Here is a 19,590-nt window from a genome sequence, read left to right on the forward strand (position 1 = left end):
ATCTCTTTGGAATTAGTTCTGTACGAGCCTATTACACATTCCACAATCCATTGTATGTAGATTTTATTGTATTTAACTACATGAATTAATCTTATACAATTTCATACCATCACGCTCAGTTACCAATGTAAATCCAGGCGTCTGATTGGTTATGGAATTAATTCCCACCCATTCTGATGAACTGTATCCCGCATAAATGGATTGCAGCCTATCTGTGTTACCTTCAACTTCCCAGTAATCTTTTTGATCGAGCTGAATTACATATTGAGCTTTAATGTTGTTTACTGCAGCACATACGTGCTCATTCGTTGCGATATCGTTCAAATGGGACATAATTTCACGACTGTCATCGGTTGGCTTGCCCATCCAATTACCTTGCCACGCCTTGTAAAACACATTAAGACCATCTTCGCCCCATGCATATGCGCTTCCATCATATGGATTGTTCAAAACGACAGCATCAGCAGGAATCTCACGTTGAATTGCCTTCACAAAATTAGATTCTGCTGCTGTATAGCTCTTTGGCTGATTGGATGCATTCCAATAATTAATATCTCGAGCCACAGCGCCAAAAGCATTATATGACTCTTTAGCAGTATCGCGCGGAGTATATGGCATAAAGACAGATACGACCAAGACAAGAACTACAACAACCGCAAGAACGCGTTCATTTACTTCATTATGTTTAGTATCAATCAGCTTATATCCCGATACCACGATACTGACCACACAGGCCAAACCTAATGCAGCTAGTGGAAGAGCGACTAAGACGGCAGATGAAGCAAGACGATGATAATCGGTATACCAGAAACCTGTTAAGAGATGCTTAATGCGTCCTTCAGTACCTGCACTAGCCATGTAGAATACGCAGAAAATCGTGTAGCTCAGAGTCATCCATAAATAGCGTCGGCGTATAAATGTGACGATAATTCCCACAGCCACAAGCACAGCAAGAATCGGCTGGCCCTCAGCTGCAGAGAATCCTAGCAGATACACATCGCGAGCCACTTGATACAGATTACCAATCTTGTCCCAATTCCACGTCACAGTCCTCTGCATGAAACTCGCATGGTAAAGGAACAACCACGCTGCAGCGATAAATACTACAAATCCTGCATAGATACTATTAACGACTATACGCCGTGTACGCTTATCCGAAATCGGAACGCAGTACGCACTAATTTGGGAGAACACAAATGGGACAATGAGCACAGCCAAAGTGAAAATCGTATTCGGTTGCGTAACTGCGGCAAATATAAATGCAAAGAGGCTATAAATACCCGCAACAATTCGTTCATACAAGCTTGTACGAGCATCAAAAAGAATAATTAGTACGGCAAAAATAGCTGGAGCGACTGACGTCGCTAAAAGATTGGACCACAACGGACCAAATGTAATGAATAACCATGGGAATGTCTGGAACATGAGTGGAACTACTGCACCGACATACATGAGAAGTGGATTGTTCTTAAAGACGATGGAGAATAGTAGATACACTGATAGCGGCAAGATGACGACTATTTCAACGAACACGACAGCGTTAGATGCCACGGTGATAGAAATATGACTTACCGAAGAAACCAGCGCGACGATTGTGTGGTAGCCGGTTGGGTAGAATGCGGAACCTTGAGTCGCGATGATACTGCCCGAATGCATCGGAGAAAAGTCGCCATGCGCCAGAAAATCACGAATAATTCCTAAATGCCACGCGTTGTCATAGAGCTGCATGTACGATGCGGCGGTATCGAGGTTTTTGAGGAACAACAAGACAGAAACAACAACCGCAAAAGCCAAGTATAGGAGCGCAACCTTGTAATTACCTTTAGCTAATAATGAACCTACTTGATTGCATTCTTTTCCATCGATTCCAGTGCTCTTGGAACGAGCTATGTGTAGTGCCACCGCGAATACAAGGATACTAAGAAGAATAATTGGTAGCGCTATCGTTGCCCAATTTCCACGTATATGAAGAGCGGAAAGAATAATTCCAAGAGCAACATAGGCAGCTACACTCACTGCAGGCGCAAGTACTATAGCGAAGAGCCATGATACCTTCAACGAGCGCATAATAAGTGTACCTGGCAAGTACACTAGAATGAGAGTAATAGCTACGCTCATCAAAAATTGTATCCACATATCCTCTACCTATTCCTTGATTCTCTTCCTATACTTTTCGCACGTGGGCAAAGTATCCTACGATATTCGCCCACGATATATATACTGTCAGTTGCAAATTTTCTTAGGCATACCTATACAGTTGCATTATTCAACTTCTTTTGCCGCTTGCTGGGGATAATCAACTGATGGGTTAAAGCGTAAAGCTTCCCACATCTTTGAATACATCTGTCTGCGAAGTTTACGCGCTACACCGCCACGACGCATTTGAATCGCCACGTTTGCACAGAAGAGAAGGAATTTTGCTTTTCCTTCATGGTGCAAGCGATATGATCCCTGGTTACGTACGCCGTATGCAAATTTCCATGCATTCTTTTCGTCAATCATGGAGAAGTTCACGCCCTTATTGACACCCATATCATGCATGACAACTGAGTCGAGCACTTCTACGCCTGGGCATACTTTAGTAATTCGCAAAGTATATTCTGCATCATCAAACCAAATGAAGTATTCCTTATATGGCAAGCCGTAAGCCTCCATAATCCAACGCGGTATGAGAACAGAAACAAAAGATGCGGATGTAACCATCACAAGATTACTATGTCCAAGTGCTTGCAAACGTCCCCAATCCCATGTAGGAACCGGGTTATTCATTTCACAAATCGTCCCGTCAATGTACTTCACCATTGAGCACGCAAATGGAACATCCGGGCCAAGCTCATCTACTGCAGTATTAAAACCGTCAACGAGTTTAGCCAGCGCATCCGGCTGTGGATAACCATCGTCATCAAAAATCCACACGAAGTCAGCACCGAGCTCATATCCACGACGCATACCCGCAGAGAACCCACCAGCGCCACCAACGTTTTCAGGAAGATGAATAACTTCTAATTGAACACCTTCCAGAGAAAAATTGCTCTTATATTTCTCAAGGAACTGATCAGTGCCATCAGTTGACGCATTATTGACGATAATAAACTGCTCTGGGAGTTTTGTCTGTGCTTCCAAAGATTGTAGAACGGTTTTGAGCTTTTCAAGTCGGTTAAATGTGACGACAACTGCCGCTACCGTTTGTTCTGTATTATTCTTAGTCATTCTTCTTCCAATCTTCGAGTACTCGGGAAACGAATGCAGTTGCCGTTTCTAACTGCGCGAACTGGTTGAGCCTTGCGTTTTCGGCGTTCCATAAATTCTTACGATTTGTTTCATCTGTTAGAAGATGCTCCAGCGAGCGCGATGTATCGCGCACAAACTGACGAGTTGAACGGCCACTCAGCCCTTGTGGTGGAATCAGCGTATATTGCGAACCAACGTTTGCTGACAATACAGGAATACCCGCGTTCAACGCTTCAATTGTCGTCAAGGTTATTCCTTCATTAATAGAGGAAATAACCAGTACGTCAGAGTCCTCGTACGTCTTGGAAACTTTTGTTTCATTCCCACGGAACTCGATAATATCCGCTACGCCAAGTCTCTCAGCTATCTCATCTCGCACGAGCCCCATAGAACCACTACCATGCATAATGAATCTATACGCTCCGGGATGCATCTTTTCCATTTTTGCTGCTAGGAGTATGAACGCTTCCAAACGCTTTTGTCTAGCTAAACGGCCCACAAAGGCAACTGTCAACTTATCATCACTATGACGCTTTTGGTAAGTCCTATCCTCCCCATTCACGGTTAAATCTACGAGAGGTGCATCAACAACTTTATCCTTATTAATTCCATGAATTTCAGTCATCCATGTCTCGAGTTGCGGCGAAATAACGTGATGGATATCAATCCAGTTATCACGCAGTACTGACTCGCGTGGATATCCTCCGCCAAACTTATATTCAACGATGTGGAGAGAATCCATCACAGGTGTGCGTGGGAAATACTTCTTGACCCACCAAATATTGTCATAAACCCACTGACAGTGATGAATAAGTAGGCCACACACATTGAACTGCTCAAATAGTGCTCGTAAAATTGTGGGATCTCCCACCCGTTCTTGCAGTGGCATAGTGAGATTGATAATGAGCGTATCATCAAACTCCGGACGAGTGATCCACGGCTGATGGCTATCACGATCAGTAATAATTACTGGTAAGAAGCCGGCCTTCTTTACAAGATCTACTGTTTCAAGAGCCCAACGTTCCGCGCCACCTCCTTGCAACCAATGCATAGCAATTATGACTGCCTTCGTGGCGTCTGGCGCAGGAGTACCAGGAATAACTTCTACCCAAGGATGTTGCACATCGCCTTGTGCATTGACATGCTCAACTGTTTGAGCTTCCATGTGTTTTTCATGCTTACGACCGTCTGCTTCACCTTGTTTGCGACGCAGCTCGCGCATATCATCCAAAAGAACAGGAGCATGCACTTCTAGCTTGCTATAAATACGACTGAGCTTACGGCGAGGGCTATTCGCTTCAACGTCTATATCTGTGGCTTCATCTGGTGTGAGCAAAATGTATCGGATATTTCTGTCAAGAATTTGTTCATCCCCTGAGAAGTAATGAGGAGAGAATACCGAATGAGGTTGCACAGTTGAAGTTGCATCGAATTCAAGAACGGGAGTTAAATCCGCGGATTCAGTAAGCACACCATTGAGAGTCGAAGTATCGGTTAAACGCGGATACTGCCAACTTTCGCCCATATAAATCTTATAGTGCAAAGTACGTCCCGGCTGAATAAGTGAATGATAATTCACAGCCGATTCAATTAAACGTTGCTGACGAATACTCAAAGAGTTAATCTTCTCTCGATTTTCTAGCGAATCAAGCTCATAAAAATGCATAATTTCATGTTAGCAATGCATATCTATCTCTTGCCTAGATATAACCTATATATCTACAAATTCCATAAAACATTAGGACATGAAGATTTCAAAACGTATCAACCCAAACCAAAATCCAGCTACACACATGAAAAGGGCTCAACCAATCGGTTAAGCCCTTTCATTGCCAAAAGCCTCTAGACTATCAATACATGTAGTAGATTACTTTCGCTTCATATACTCGAGAAGATTCATAGTCGATATAAATTCTTTACGCCCATTCTTAGCAATAACGTCCAAAATAATACCAGTGATTCCCAAAAGTAGTCCAGCCAGAATAATGAAGAAGCATCCGAATAATGTCGGGAACTGCAAAACTTGCCCAGTCTGCCAGAACTTAATGAAAATCGGAATCATTAAACCAATTCCTATAAGAGCAAATAATCCACCTAATGCGCTAAAAAATGGCAATGGCTTATATTCACGAATCATACGGAAAATTGTGGAAAGTACACGAATACCATCGCCCACAGTATTGAGCTTAGATACAGAACCCTCAGGACGATCGCGATACTGAATTGGCATTTCATAAAGCTTCATATTCTTATCTAAGCTATGAATTGTCATTTCTGTCTCAACCTCAAAACCCTTAGACAGAATTGGGTAGCTCTTTACGAAGGCAAATGAGAACGCACGATACCCAGTCATAATGTCTTTAATATCCGATTGGAAAAGAATATTAATAGAATCACGTACAAGCGAATTACCAAAATTGTGGAATGGTCGCTTATTTTCCTGGAAATATGTCGAGCTCAAACGGTCACCGATAATCATATCGTAGCCTTCAAGAACTTTCTCGACCATTGCCGGAGCATCCTCGGCAGGATATGTGTCGTCACCATCAACCATAACATAGGCATCCGCATCAATTTCATTAAACATCGCGCGAATAACGTTCCCTTTGCCTTGACGAGGCTCATGTCTAACAACAGCTCCCAGTGAACCTGCAATCTCAGCAGTGCGATCGGATGAATTATTGTCATACACGTAAATGGTTGCCTCAGGAAGTGACTTTTGGAAATCTTGAACGACCTTTCCAATAGTCACTTCCTCGTTATAGCAAGGAATAAGAACAGCAATCGTTGGCTTCTGTATTTCGCTCATAGTTGCTAGTATAACCTACCTCGTTACTTTCCACTGCTGACCTTGTGAACCATTCTCATTCCACAGCTGCACATTCGTTCCGTTTGCTGTACCATTTCCAGACACATCAAGCACATATGTGAAGTTAAGTGCGGAATGGAATGTATACGTTCCGTTGGAATTAAGAACCGCCACCCACTGCTGGGCTTTACTCCAGTTCAAATCCCACTGTTGCACATTTTGTCCAAGTCGAGGATCAGCTCCACTCACATCAAGAACTTTACCAGTTGCAGCATTGTAAATAACCACGTATCCCTCTGCCCCAGGCACGTGACGAACACGCCACTGCTGTGCAGCTGTACCGTTACTTGCCCACACTCGTACATTTGCGCCACGAGCTTGTGAGGCACCCGCAAGATCCATAACTACACGTGAATTTTGTGGACGCTCAAACTTATAAGTACCATCCTCAATGTCATATTCATGCATACTGACGAAATCAGTATCGTTGATCAACCACTTTTGTCCAGTGGATTGATTCGACTTATACAATCTCACATTTGTAGAGTTTCCAGTTCCGTTACCTGCTACATCAAGCGCGTAAGAATTATCCACCTTTGAATAGAAAGTAACCGTGTTATCACTATTTCGTACTGCTACCCACTTTTGAGCATCCGTTCCATTGGAATCATATTGATCAACGTTCTGACCATTTCTTGCAGCACCGCCACTAAGGTTAAGCACCTTACCCGAAGCTTTATTAGTAAGGGTAACGTAGCCTTTAGCATCATGCGATACCACCCAATGCTGAGCTGCTGAATGGTTTGCATCGTAAATTTGAACGTTAGCACCATTTGAGCGTGAAGCACCTGCTAGATCAAGAACCTTCAGCTTGGCATTAGGACGTAAGAATTCGAACTCGCCGTTTGGTAAATCATTGCGATGTTTGCCCACGAAACTAGTTGGAATGAGTGACCACTTCTGAAGAACAGTAGAGTTTTTCTGCCACACGTGTACGTTTGCATAAGCAACGGATTTATCCCCGCTAACATTAAGACTGAAGTTTGGATTTGCCTTTGAGAATAAGGTATATGTTTTATCAGAGTTAAGTACGGCTATCCACTTTTGCGCATCCGAATCGTTAAACTCATACTGCTGCACATTTTGGCCATTAGCAGCATGCGCCCCGGCAAGGTCTAGAACCTTACCAGATTCGACATTACGAACGATAACGTAACCAGCTCCATCATGGGAAATTGTCCATTGCTGAGCTTTTGTATTGTTGGAATTGTACAGCTGCACATTCGCTGAATTAGCATGTGATGCAGCACCTACTTCCATAGCAATATTGTCCGCATCTGGACGCTCAAACGTATACGTATCGTCTGGCAAATCTCCAATATGCTGACGCACGTATGCAATGTCTCGAAGATCTCCATCGGAAACAGTGCGGACGTTCCAGCGTTGTGCAGGAGAGCCATTACCGGAGTAAATCTTTAGTGGCGTTCCGGAATTAGTATTACCTCCTGGAAGTTCGCCAAACTTTCCCGATCCTCGACCTTGGAATGAATACGTTCCATCAGAATTCTTCAAAGCAATCCATTGTTGGGCTGCTGAATTATTCCAATCGTATTGGTCTACACGAGCACCATTCTCGCTCGCATTTCCAGCGACGTCCAGAACCTTTCCAGAATTATTATTGACGATGGAATACGTTCCATTGCCAACCTCTCGGAATGTGAAGAGCTGTGCAGGTCCACCTAACCAATCCCACACATGCACCTGGGCAGAATTATCTTTAGATGTACGATCAATATCGAGAACTTTAGAAGAATTAATCGTAGAAGAAATCTTAACTCGTGTATTTGCTGCAGGACCATCAACAGAAGCTAGGAAGAACTTTTGTGCATCACTACCGTTTGGTGTATACAGTTGAATAGGATTACCGTTTGCGGTCGATGCGCCATTGAGATCAATAGCCCAGTTTCCCAAAGCAGACTGTAAAGCATAACCATTACCCAAATTGCGAATGTACCAGCGTTGTGCAGCAGAACCGTTTGAATCCCATTGCTGAATGCGGGCATTATTGCGGGCTACCCCTGCACTGATGTCAAGGACTTTACCTGAGTTAACATTGGTTATAGTGTAACTTCCGTCACTGTTGCGTGTAAAACGGAATCTCTGTGCATTTGATTTGTTGTATCCATATACATGCATTTGTACGCCGTTATCTCGTGATGCACCAGACACATCCACAGAAACTTTCTCGCTCAAACGCGGGTTAATATAGTATTCTCCATTTGCGAGATTAACCAATGGATAGTTACGAACGTCGAAGACCTGAGGATCACTCACTGCTTCATAATTACCAAAAGCGTTAATATCTACATTTCCGGAAATACCATTAACCTTTCCAGAGGATGAGTACTGCCAGCCACGGAAATTCGTATTCCAAGCAGTGAAGCCCATAGAAGCGCCATATTGAGCAACCCATGTTGTGCGCTTCCAAATATCACTGTGGCGCAAATTCGAATTCAAATAGCTTGTATATGAATAAACTGCTGTCTTGCTATATCCCTGCGATGCCAGAGTATTGAAATAGGCATGCATAGCTGCAGCATTGACATTTGGGTCTGTGGACGGAGCATGTCCTGCCCATGTCCAATGCTCCAAATCATAGTAAATTGGATAGCTCAAATCATTATTCGTAATACCAAGTTTGCGCAATGCATCAGCCGTACTTCGAGCTTCTTCTGTAGATTGCGATGCATTTTCAGAGTAGGAATACCAATACACTCCAAAAGGAATTCCTAACCGCTTAAGCTCGGAAATATTGCGAGCAGCCTTACGGTCTAATGCGTTACCTGAGCCATAACCGATACGTACAATAGCTGCTTGGACATTACCTGTTGCCTTTACAGCGTTCCAGTCGATATCACCCTGCCATTGCGATACGTCAATAACTCCTTTAGCCTGCTGCACAAAAAGTCGTCCATCATTTTGGAAAAAGGCTGGAGTGCCGTTATACGTGCCCCAATGAGCACCATAATTATTGTTTGGTAAGAAAACATTCTGAATAGCTGCAGTATCCTGCGTTATATCAGTTTTTGCATTCTGTTCAGTTTTCTTTTGTCCTGAGTCTACCTTCTGGTCGTTTTGCCCGGAATTATTACCGATAACTGCTTTATCTGCTACGGCTCTATTCGCTGACATTATACGCAATGCACTATACCCCGATTGCGCAGTTCTTGTAGTAGCTTGCGATTGCTCATCTTGGGCTTGATTCTGTTCTTGTGGAACAGACTGAGCGAGGCTATCCTCATGAGAACTTTCTTCATCAATCTTGTCTTTGACATCAGAAAGATCTACTGGGATAAAGCTCTTACCATTAGTCTTAGCTAGAGGATCTGCTGGGGTATCCTTTGTACCAACGAGTTGAGGATCTGTAACTTTCTCACCAGTTTCCACATCGTAGATACTTCCCTGTCCATCCGATGCAAGCTTTTGTGATACCAAGGTCGAGTCATCTGGGACCTTATCGGAGATAGTGTCAGGAAGTTTTTGATCGGGGTTGCTTGGAATATCATTTTGATTAACGGACTGTCCTGAGCCCAAATCAGTTGACGCATTAAGCGTATCTCCATAAGTCTGATGACTACTAACTGACATATTTTCTGATGCAATAGCCATACTCGGCACATTAAATGCAACAACTAGCGCTGTAATACCAGCAAGAATAGCTGAGCTCTTCACTCTCTTCTTCATTTTGCCTTCCACATATACGAATGACCTTACTCTACATCGCATTTTATTGAGAACTGTGTGAAAGAATTGAAAACTCATATTTACCTGAGCATATTCATTACGATTCTCTTACGGTTTTCAAGAAATCTTCACATCATATGCCTCTGATACTTCTTAAACATACGAAAATCATTTTCTACCCATGATTTGAGGTAGTCATTCGTATATCGTAGTAGCTGTATGAAGGAGGAATATGGCACGCGTCCGTAATTGGCATATTGAGTTACTACGTATCTTTTCTATGTTCTGCATAGTTGCTACACATTATTTTGCAGGAAGTAATTTCCCAATTCATAGCGACCCAAGCCGTTCTCATACCCTTATGGCAAACGCTTACACTGCTTTGACGATGAGCGGACAAGTTGGTGTTACTATTTTTGTGCTTATTTCAGCGTATTTTTTATCGGCAAGTAAAAGCAATTTCGCATTTAGCTCGGTCTGGCGAATTATTAAGCTATGGTCTCAAGTATTTACATACTCCGTACTTATTTTTATTGTTTTTGCCCTGCTCGAATATACACATGTCTATCCAACTGGTTGGATTTCCAAGCATAATGCGCTTATGGCAGTATTGCCAATCACTTTTAATGAATATTGGTTTGCTACTGGTTTCGTTGTCGTTCTTGCACTATCGCCTGTACTTAATCTCATCGTCGATCACACCACTCAACGTCAATTATGTGTTGTTTTGTGCGTACTGATATATATCACTTTTATATGGAAATTTATTAATCCCGCGTTCGGATATTTCAACGATGGTCTGTACTTGGGAACTATTTATCTCATCGGTGCATATATCAGGCGATATCAGGATTCACTTCCCCGTATCAATTTCTGGGTATCAATAATTATTACTATCGCCATGTATGTCCTTATCTCTCTTGGTACATGGGCATTAACTAATAATTTAGCCGGTCTACCTCAGTGGGGTGGATATCCTGGGAATCTCTTTACTGCAGGCCCAGGAGCATCGCCAATTCTTTCTGTTATCGCCGGTGTAGCGATTTTCATCAGCGCTATTCAATGGAGTAACCAACATCCTATTTCCCACATGAGTTGGATAGGAAAAGCTACTTTGGCTCTTACTCCGGGAGTTTTCGGTATATACCTCATCCACGAGAATCCGTTCGTTAAAGAAATCTTGTGGACTCACGTCTTTTCGTTACCTTCTCCACAAGGAGTTCTTCTTGCACCATACATGCTTGTAAGTATCCTCATTATCTTTATCTTATTACTACTTACGAGTAATATTGCGTATAGAATTATTATTCGCCCTGTTGAGCAAGCAATCGCATGGATATCTGACAAATTATCTCCATCTTTGTAATCAACAGAACCTTTTGGAGTAAAAAACTATCTGATTTACATAGTTAATGCGCATTAATGTTCCATGCACTACTGCGTATATTGAGAGGGAATGCAGAATCATGAATGAAATATCGCATCCACGTGTGCGCTCAATTATTTTTAGCGCAACGATGCTTTTTGCTGTAATAGCTATGGTATTTGGCACAATTTTTGTATCCATTGCACCACCATTTTGGGGAAATGACGGCATGAGCCAATTCGCCCGTGCTTATCAGATTTCACGTGGCCACTTTGCTCCTGTTGAAATTAATTGGGGCGATACCGGAAAGTCTTGGGGTGGAAGAATTCCAACTGACGTGTGGAATCTCTATGTGCATACTTCTGATGATTTAGGCAAGAATCCAGCTGAACCTGCTGCCGAAATTAATGATATCGCCAAGTATCATGAACTTGGTTCGAAGAAATTCTCCTCATCAGAGCAAACAATTGTATGGTTTACAAATACCGCATCGTATTCCCCAGCTGCCTATATCCCTATTTCGCTCACGGCTCTAGTCGCGGAATATGTATTCCATGCCACTATTACACAAACTTTATGGTCAATGGCATTCGTGTCTCTGCTATGCTATGTCATACCAGTAGCCCTGGGTATTTTTGCACTACGCAAGAGCCGACTTCAGTGGGTTATCTTTGCTCTTGGACTCGTCCCGCCAATGATGGCACAAATCTCTAGTATTACAGCAGATTCTCTCACTAACGGAATAGCTTTTCTTTTCTTAGCGCTCATCATGAAGAGCTTGATTGCTAAGCAAGATTTAACTAAATTTGAATATGCAGAGCTCGCATTTTCCACCCTCTTCCTCCCAGTTTCAAAACCTACGTATATCGGTCTTATTTTCTTAGCATGTGCAGTACCACTCAAGAAGTTTTCACCACTAATTGCACGTTTAGCTAAAGCTGTAACTCTTAGCGTATCGTGCGCATTATTTGCATGGTGGTCTGTTCTTTCAGCAGATACCGCTACATATAGCGCTTTTTACCGCGCAGACTATAGCACCAGCACATTCGGGCTTAAACCATCCTTCAACTGGATTCTGACCCACCCATTTGGTTTTATTAAGCAGCTTTTCTACGCATACGTCTACCGCGAGAATTTCATTTTTATGAATCTTATCGGCTCATCTGGTATCCGCGTTCCAGACACAGCTATGATTGTTAGCTGGATAGCAGTTATCGTTGCATTAATAGCAGTCCCTTACACATTTGTGACTGTGCGACAACGCTGGGGACTTATTTTATCTACACTTGCCACCTTTGCACTCATCTTCGGTAGCCTTTATATCAGCTTTACTCCTGTCGGATTCTACTTGCTTGATGGTGTTCAAGGACGCTACTTCTTCCCTCTATATCCACTATTTGCTATACTTGTGCTCGCTTTCACATCAACTCGCATCGTTCCTCAATCACTAAAAATGAAGAACGATCTTGTCGGCGATATTACTGACGATAAAAGTTCTATGCTTGCATTGCGAGAACAGGCATTTAATAAGTTTGGGCTGAAAACAATCGTTACACTCAGCACGCTTGCTCTCATCGCTACACTGGCAAAATATATTACGGTAGTGTATTAAAGAACATCGTTCCACGCTCCAGTATGTATTACAATATCGTACATACCTGCCCTTGAGTGATAACTCGAATAAATGAGGAAAGATAATGAACTTCACTGTGCTCATGTGCGTATATGCAGAAGATTCTCTCGAATTCTTCAAGCGAGCGCTGGAATCATGTACAGCAGATCAGACAGTAAAGCCAACTGAAGTTCTCATAATTCGAAACGGTAAAGTATCAGATGAGATTGAGCAGTATCTAGATAATGTTCAATCTCATGATTCCACTATCCACGTTATTCGCCTAGCTCACAATGTCGGTCTCGCAGCCGCCCTGAACCGTGGTCTCAAGCACGTTACTACCGACTGGATAGCACGCATGGATGCTGATGACATATCACTGCCAAATCGTTTCGAACTCCAAACCTCTTTTTTGCGCAACCACCCTGATTCTGCAGACATCACGGTTCTTGGCACCTCATTGCAAGAATTCACCGAGACGTCACCAGACAAGCTTGAGTGGCACGAGAAACGCATGCTTCCTACAAGCCACGATGAACTCGCTAAGTATGCGCGATTCCAGTCTCCAGTACATCACCCCACAGTAATGATTCGTACAAGTGCACTGCGCGAAGTTGGAGGATACCCACAGGATGCAGGGCGCTTCGAAGATTACCTTTTGTGGGAGCGATTGCTCCTTCACGGCGCATTTTTCGCAAATCTGTCCGAGGTGCTCCTAGGATATCGAGTTGATTCTGGCGCGTATACTCGCCGTGGTGGCTGGGCGATGCTACGTGATGAGGTCAAGTTGCAAAAAACTTTCTATAAAGACGGGTTTACGACTCTTCCTCTATTCATTCGCAATATTCTTGTTCGCGGAGTCTACCGACTTATACCTACAGGTATAAAAAAACCGCTGTATCGTTTGCGCACAGCGGTTAAAAATACGTCTTTGGGCAGAAGCTAACTTTTCATACCATTCTTCCGTGTTTCCATGAATACGAGTCTCTACTAGAACCTTATATTCACTCCACAGATTCAGCATTGACTACTCGTTCTGTGCTCGCACCGCCATTAGCACTCTCAAATTGTTCGATAAGCGCTGCCACATCAGGGGTAGCTGACAAAATATAGTCATTTGATGCTGGGGGTTGTGCCCCAGCTTCTTTCCATCCCTGTCGAGCGAATGAAATCAGAGCCTTTTTGTTTGACGAGCGTATTAGTGTTCCTACCCAACGTTTCGCCGTACCCAAAAGATAATAAACTCTCTCAAGAGCTGTAAAATTCGAGCGCGAATACTTAAAAAGCCATCGCTTATTTCGTACTTCAAAGCGGAATCGTGCACCAGGATCTGCATTCGATGACCCGAAAACTTTAGTACGGTGCTCGACGATACTTTCAGGAATATAATATCCAATTCGATTTTTTAACAAACGAGTGCTGTATTCAAAATCGTCATTCCACAAAAAATATGCGCTAATAGGCAAGGCTTTACGTGCACGAATTTCTTCAGCATCGATGCAACATGATACGAAGGAGAATGTTCGAGCCTGATACGATCCTGCAGAGTGCGCAAGAGTCTTCGGTCCTCGCTGAATCCACTGGCGTAAACGAGGTTTATTCATCAGATGCTCACGCCCATCAACCCATATCGCTTTCGAACCGACAATTACCGGACGTTCATCATTAATCTTTACACAATCATCAATAGCATCAACGAGCTTTTCCAATGCAGTAGGCGTAGGAATCGTATCGTCATCCATAATCCACACGTAATCGATATCGCAATCGTGAACCGCCATAGCGATACCAGCAGCAAATCCTCCTGCGCCGCCGACATTCTCATTCAACTGCACAAGCTGTGGCTTTGAAAAATGATTCTTTATTACGTCGACGGAATTATCCGTACTCGCATTATCTACCACAATTGTTCGGGCTAACGGATACGTTTGTGCACTTAACCCATCGAGGCATTCTTTCAAGAGAAGCTCGCGGTTAAAAGACACAACGACAGCAGCTACACGTAATTGAGAGGATTCCATAAGTTTCATCGTATCAGGGAAAGCAGAGTATAAGTGCGTTCAACGGCTTCCCGAGCGTTGAACTGCGGTGACCACCCTAGTGATCGGAGTTTCGTATTATCTAATTGAGCTACACGCCTGAGACTTGGTGAATTATCACTAGCGCCAGAGCGCGCAACGGGAATAGTAACCTGAACGTTTCCAACGTCCCCCACGTATCGTGCAAAATCAGCAAAACTTGTAGGACTATCGGAATTTGTCACATTGTAAGCATTGCCCTTTTCTCCAACAGACAAAATGGACAGTAGCCCTGACACACAATCGCTTATATATGCGAAAGTACGTATCTGTTCTCCGGTTGACATGAGCGTGATTGAATGTCCTGCTAAAGTATCCCGGAAGAATTGAGCACTCGCTCGACTGTCTGATGTCGAGAATTCAGGCCCCAATATATGCGATGGTCGTGCAATTCTTACGTCAAGTCCGTATTGCTCCACATAGCTAGCGCATAATGTTTCTGCAGCACGTTTAGACTGGGGATAGCATGAGCGTGAAGCAAGGATATTCAGGAAGCCCTGTTCCGTTTCTTTGACTGGGTGGTCATGGGTGAAATATCCGTATACTTCACCGCTTGAAATATACAAGACCTGTTCCACAGCATGATCTCTCGCATAATTTAGCACATTATCGACACCAGAAATATTAGTTAGCATCGTTTGAACCGGCTCATTCGCGAATGATGCTGGATCAGCTGGTGAGGCAGCATCAATAATAATGTCTACCCGTTCATAATCGATTAACGCATCGTTGTCCTGTGAGAAATCAAGAGGTTCTTGTAAATTCAACGCTTTAATTACGATTCCCGGTACTCCACCGAATAACAATCTAAGACGATTCGTATTACGTCCACACGCTACAACTCGTGCGCCTAATTCTTGTAAAGCATATGCAGTTACGCTTCCTATAAAACCCGACGCACCGAGAACAGCAACTGTCTTATTATCAAAAAAATGTGGATTAACAACGTGCGACGCTGCTAGCTTAGCATCTGCAGTCCACATGGAATGTGTACCATCAGTTCCAAAAACTTTCGATTGATTCTGATTATGCTGGTTCGCCAATTTATTCAGCCCCTGTTAATCTAGTCATCGTTATCTTGTAGTTTATCCACACTATTCAGTCTTCTTAGACCTTGGAAAGCTCTACTTATCCATGTAGGCATTGCAAGTCTAATTCTTCAGCCATGATGATCGTTTTGCTGTGAGAAGTGCCTTAAAGATATCGATATCGTCGACTGTCGTCAGTTTGATATTCTTCTCTGAACCAGGAGTAAAATGCACACTTCGACCGAGTTCGATAGCTAATGTACATGATGCAACAGAGTCAGTTATACCGCGCTGTGATGCTTCCTCATGCATATCTAACAATGTTTCTAGAGAGAACCCTTGTGGCGTTTGTGTACGCTTCAAGCTGTCACGATTGACGAGGTTATGCGAATTCTCACCTGTCTCATCTATTTCAAGCATTGCTTCCGCACAAGGAATAGAGACGATAGATGAACCATAACGTTTAGTATCAGCAATACAGCGCGAAATAATATCCGCCGATACCATTGGACGAATTGCATCATGCACGAGGACAATGTCATCTTTGTTAAATTGTTCATCAATAGCATGAATACCGTTACGAATAGAGCCTTGTCCATTCTCGCCACCCGGGATAATCGCACGAAGCTTCGTAATATTGAATTGATGAGCATACGCTTCTAAAGCTGTCTGCCACCCATCGATACATACAATCACGATAGCATCAATCTCTGGATGATTCTCGAAAGCTTCACACGTATACATAATGATTGGCTTATCATCAACACTGAGGAATTGTTTTGGCAAATCCTGCCCCATGCGATTACCACGTCCTCCAGCGATGAGCAATGCTATATTCGCCACTATTATTCTCCTTTATCGCTCTGCTAATCCGAGAGATCTTTATTGCTGAATATACGCTGCAATAGCCTGAGCAACAGATTCATTCTGTATATCGTCTCGTGAAACGTGCTCATAATGCTGTCCGATATCGTTAGGTAAGTCATAAGGATTACGATATGACTTCTTATTAAGGAACACATAGTCTCGAGGAACAGGATATTCCTTGCCTTCGAACGGTAGATACACACAAGGAAATATACGATCAATTGGCACATTCCAATGAAAGTCGCGTGGAGCATCAAGATTATCAATAGAGCGAATAATCGCTTGTGCATTATCGCGTTCGCAGATAACTCCCTCCTCACGAAGGAGATTCAATTCATAAGAAAACACCTGAGAAATAACTCGTCCAGCAGCAGAATCATCGGGCGTATAACCGGCTTCTCCTTCCGGCTTCCACTCAGATAAGCGCGAATCGGAAATCTCTAATTCGCGTAGCTTAGCGCGTACACGAGCTCGTGCAGCATTATTCTTCTTGACGATAGCCTCATCAGCTGATGGACACCAATCAAAAATAAAAAGATCAATAAAGCCGGGCACATTATGCGCAGTACTGAAGAGACGAACCTGCCGTGAATCTACATATCGATCCCAGACAACGGTAATATGGAACTTCTCGCTTCCTGGAACATGCTGAACCTCAATAAGTTCATAAAGCTTTTCTAAACTGTCACGCATAATTCCCGCATCTAAGTCGTCATCCCAAGGGATAAATCCAGCGTGCCTGTCTGCGCCAAGAAGAGTACCGCCGATAAGCCACCAATTATCAATATCGTATTTCATGCAGAAATCAGAGAATTCGGAAAGCAACTTGCTTAGAGCCAGCTGCAATAAACGCATACCACCTTGGGCTGGAGGAAGGGATTTAAAGAATTGCTTTCTCTGCTCTTCAGACCCTGAGCCATCGCCATAAAGCCCCCAGAATCGGATATCATCCTTGGCAGCAACAGCACGAGCTTCACTAATCGCATACCGATTCTGTTCCTCAATCGGATTTGCACGATCATCTATATGTTGATGAATTTCAGAGGCGACAACGTCTATATGTTCTGTCAAATAATCAATTTTTTCGCGTAATTGAAGGATTTCTTGTTCTTGTCGAATTCGATGAGAATGGAAAGAGCGCGAGGATACTGGAAATATTGACTTGATGTTACTGAGAATGCCCATTATCTTATTGCCCTTCCGCAGATAGATGACTTCTTTATCTTATCAAACGTCTATACGAGAGACCTTAATATTCCTAGAATTATACGCGATATATACTCAATTGCTTTGCCGCTCCAGCCCCTACACGGGACGAGAATTGCGTTCTCCCCACATTCATCACTATAAATGCGCTAAACTTACACTATGATGCAATATGAACATGCATTGTGTTCACATCGGAGGTATTCATGGCAGACGGTTTAAATGCATGCATCGAACGAATGCAAGAAGAGGGAATGAGCGACATCTCAATCGCACAGTTCCGACGTATGTACGAAGTCTGGCAAGCGGATGAGGTCGGTTGGATGCACGAATCGGATATCACGCCGTTAACCGATATCGTATCTGTAGCTGATTTTCATGATACTATGCCAACTCGCACGGCTCGAGCTGCCCTATCAAAGACAGCTATTTTGAAGCTAAATGGCGGATTGGGTACTTCTATGGGCCTTGATGGTCCAAAGTCACTGTTACCTGTACGTCGGCATAAAGCTCGCCAAATGCGCTTCTTGGACATTATTCTTGGTCAAGTAGTCAGCATGCGCAACCAGCACAAGGTTGATTTGCCATTAATATTGATGAATTCTTTCCGAACATCGAAAGACTCATTAAATGCGGTACGCCATAACCGCAGATTCCACCAGGATGGTATCCCGTTGGAAATTATTCAGCATCACGAACCAAAAATTACCCAGCATAGCGGGAAGCCGGTTCGTTTTGAAGCAGAGCCTGGTCTAGAATGGTGCCCTCCTGGCCACGGTGACGTGTACTCCACATTATGGGAATCTGGCATCTTAGATGACTTACAACATCACGGGATTGAATATATCTTCATCTCTAATTCTGATAATTTAGGTGCGCGTCCTTCGAGTATCATCGCTGGCTACTTTGCACAATCTGGCAGTGACTTTATGGTTGAAGTTTCTCGTAAGACTCCCGCAGATCGCAAGGGAGGGCATTTCGTTATCGATAATGCAACTGGACGATTAACGTTGCGTGAGATGAGCCAAGTTCATCCTGATGACAAAGCAGCAGCAATGAACGAGCGTATTCACCCATATTTTAATACAAATAATATTTGGATTCGTATTAGCGCATTAAAGAAGATTCTTAAGGAACACAATGGTATTTTGCCGCTGCCTGTAATTCGCAATAACAAGACGGTTGATCCAACAGATTCTTCAACAACTCGTGTCGTTCAGCTCGAAACTGCGATGGGAGCGGCAATCTCATTGTTTGATAATGCTTGCTGTATTGAAGTAACACGCTCACGCTTCTTACCGGTGAAGACTACGGAAGATTTGTTTATCCTACGTTCTGACCGATTCCATTTGACAGATTCGTACGAAATGGAAGATGGTAACTATATTTTTCCTAGCATTTCGCTTGATCAGCGTTATTACAAGAACATTCAAGATTTCAACGAACGTTTCCCGTATGGAGTTCCATCTTTGGCCGCTGCAGCGAGCGTAACTATCGAAGGCGACTGGACTTTTGGTCGTGATACTCATTGCTTTGGCGATGCGCATCTTGAAGATAACGATCAGCCATCATACGTGCCAAACGGTGAATACATCGGCTCTCAAGGTATCGAGCCTGATACATGGCAGTAAATGGTAAGGATGTTGTTT

The 19,590-nt window shown here is 43.3% G+C and carries 13 protein-coding genes; 4 read left to right on the forward strand and 9 right to left on the reverse strand.

Translation table 11 applies throughout. From position 1 onward, the window contains the following. Positions 1–72: 72 nt before the first annotated feature. The 5 genes from EJ419_RS03670 to EJ419_RS03690 all read right to left on the reverse strand — a co-directional run bounded on the left by EJ419_RS03670 (position 73) and on the right by EJ419_RS03690 (position 9,784). Entirely contained in the window at positions 73–2,136 is a 2,064-nt protein-coding gene (locus EJ419_RS03670) for a DUF6541 family protein (RefSeq protein ID WP_131283723.1), read from the reverse strand. Positions 2,137–2,262: 126 nt separating this feature from the next. Next, positions 2,263–3,210 (reverse strand): glycosyltransferase family 2 protein, encoded by a 948-nt coding sequence (locus EJ419_RS03675; protein ID WP_131283725.1) that lies wholly within the window; start codon positions 3,208–3,210, stop codon positions 2,263–2,265. Beyond that, positions 3,203–4,897, reverse strand: a complete 1,695-nt coding sequence (locus tag EJ419_RS03680; protein ID WP_131283727.1) for a glycosyltransferase — start codon at positions 4,895–4,897, stop codon at positions 3,203–3,205. Before EJ419_RS03680 ends, EJ419_RS03675 begins: the two co-directional genes overlap by 8 nt. A 201-nt stretch (positions 4,898–5,098) precedes the next feature. Beyond that, complete coding sequence (locus EJ419_RS03685; protein WP_131283729.1) at positions 5,099–6,040, reverse strand: glycosyltransferase family 2 protein; 942 nt, start codon at positions 6,038–6,040, stop codon at positions 5,099–5,101. 15 nt (positions 6,041–6,055) lie between these two features. Further along, complete coding sequence (locus EJ419_RS03690; protein ID WP_165496224.1) at positions 6,056–9,784, reverse strand: RICIN domain-containing protein; 3,729 nt, start codon at positions 9,782–9,784, stop codon at positions 6,056–6,058. Between the two features lie 232 nt (positions 9,785–10,016). Here EJ419_RS03690 and EJ419_RS03695 point away from each other — a divergent pair, with 232 nt between their 5' ends. The 3 genes from EJ419_RS03695 to EJ419_RS03705 all read left to right on the forward strand — a co-directional run bounded on the left by EJ419_RS03695 (position 10,017) and on the right by EJ419_RS03705 (position 13,708). Next, positions 10,017–11,150, forward strand: coding sequence for an acyltransferase family protein (locus tag EJ419_RS03695; RefSeq protein WP_131283733.1), 1,134 nt, complete (start codon positions 10,017–10,019; stop codon positions 11,148–11,150). Between the two features lie 100 nt (positions 11,151–11,250). Next, the gene (locus EJ419_RS03700; protein ID WP_165496225.1) at positions 11,251–12,762 is read left to right on the forward strand and encodes a DUF2142 domain-containing protein; all 1,512 of its coding nucleotides are present in this window, start codon (positions 11,251–11,253) and stop codon (positions 12,760–12,762) included. Between the two features lie 85 nt (positions 12,763–12,847). Then, positions 12,848–13,708, forward strand: coding sequence for a glycosyltransferase (locus EJ419_RS03705; RefSeq protein WP_131283737.1), 861 nt, complete (start codon positions 12,848–12,850; stop codon positions 13,706–13,708). 58 nt (positions 13,709–13,766) lie between these two features. On the opposite strand, the gene EJ419_RS03710 is transcribed toward EJ419_RS03705, so the two are convergent. From EJ419_RS03710 to EJ419_RS03725, 4 genes are all read right to left on the reverse strand, one after another. Continuing rightward, complete coding sequence (locus EJ419_RS03710; RefSeq protein WP_131283739.1) at positions 13,767–14,783, reverse strand: glycosyltransferase; 1,017 nt, start codon at positions 14,781–14,783, stop codon at positions 13,767–13,769. Positions 14,784–14,788: 5 nt separating this feature from the next. Then, positions 14,789–15,883, reverse strand: coding sequence for an NAD-dependent epimerase/dehydratase family protein (locus EJ419_RS03715; RefSeq protein ID WP_131283741.1), 1,095 nt, complete (start codon positions 15,881–15,883; stop codon positions 14,789–14,791). 108 nt (positions 15,884–15,991) lie between these two features. Next, positions 15,992–16,711 (reverse strand): IspD/TarI family cytidylyltransferase, encoded by a 720-nt coding sequence (locus tag EJ419_RS03720; RefSeq protein ID WP_131283743.1) that lies wholly within the window; start codon positions 16,709–16,711, stop codon positions 15,992–15,994. Between the two features lie 39 nt (positions 16,712–16,750). Then, positions 16,751–17,920, reverse strand: coding sequence for a LicD family protein (locus tag EJ419_RS03725; RefSeq protein WP_131283745.1), 1,170 nt, complete (start codon positions 17,918–17,920; stop codon positions 16,751–16,753). 227 nt (positions 17,921–18,147) lie between these two features. Between EJ419_RS03725 and EJ419_RS03730 the strand changes: the two genes are divergently transcribed. Further along, complete coding sequence (locus EJ419_RS03730; protein ID WP_131283747.1) at positions 18,148–19,572, forward strand: UTP--glucose-1-phosphate uridylyltransferase; 1,425 nt, start codon at positions 18,148–18,150, stop codon at positions 19,570–19,572. The last annotated feature ends 18 nt before the right edge of the window (positions 19,573–19,590 follow it).

Source organism: Alloscardovia theropitheci, assembly GCF_004332295.1.
GTDB lineage: Bacteria > Actinomycetota > Actinomycetes > Actinomycetales > Bifidobacteriaceae > Alloscardovia > Alloscardovia theropitheci.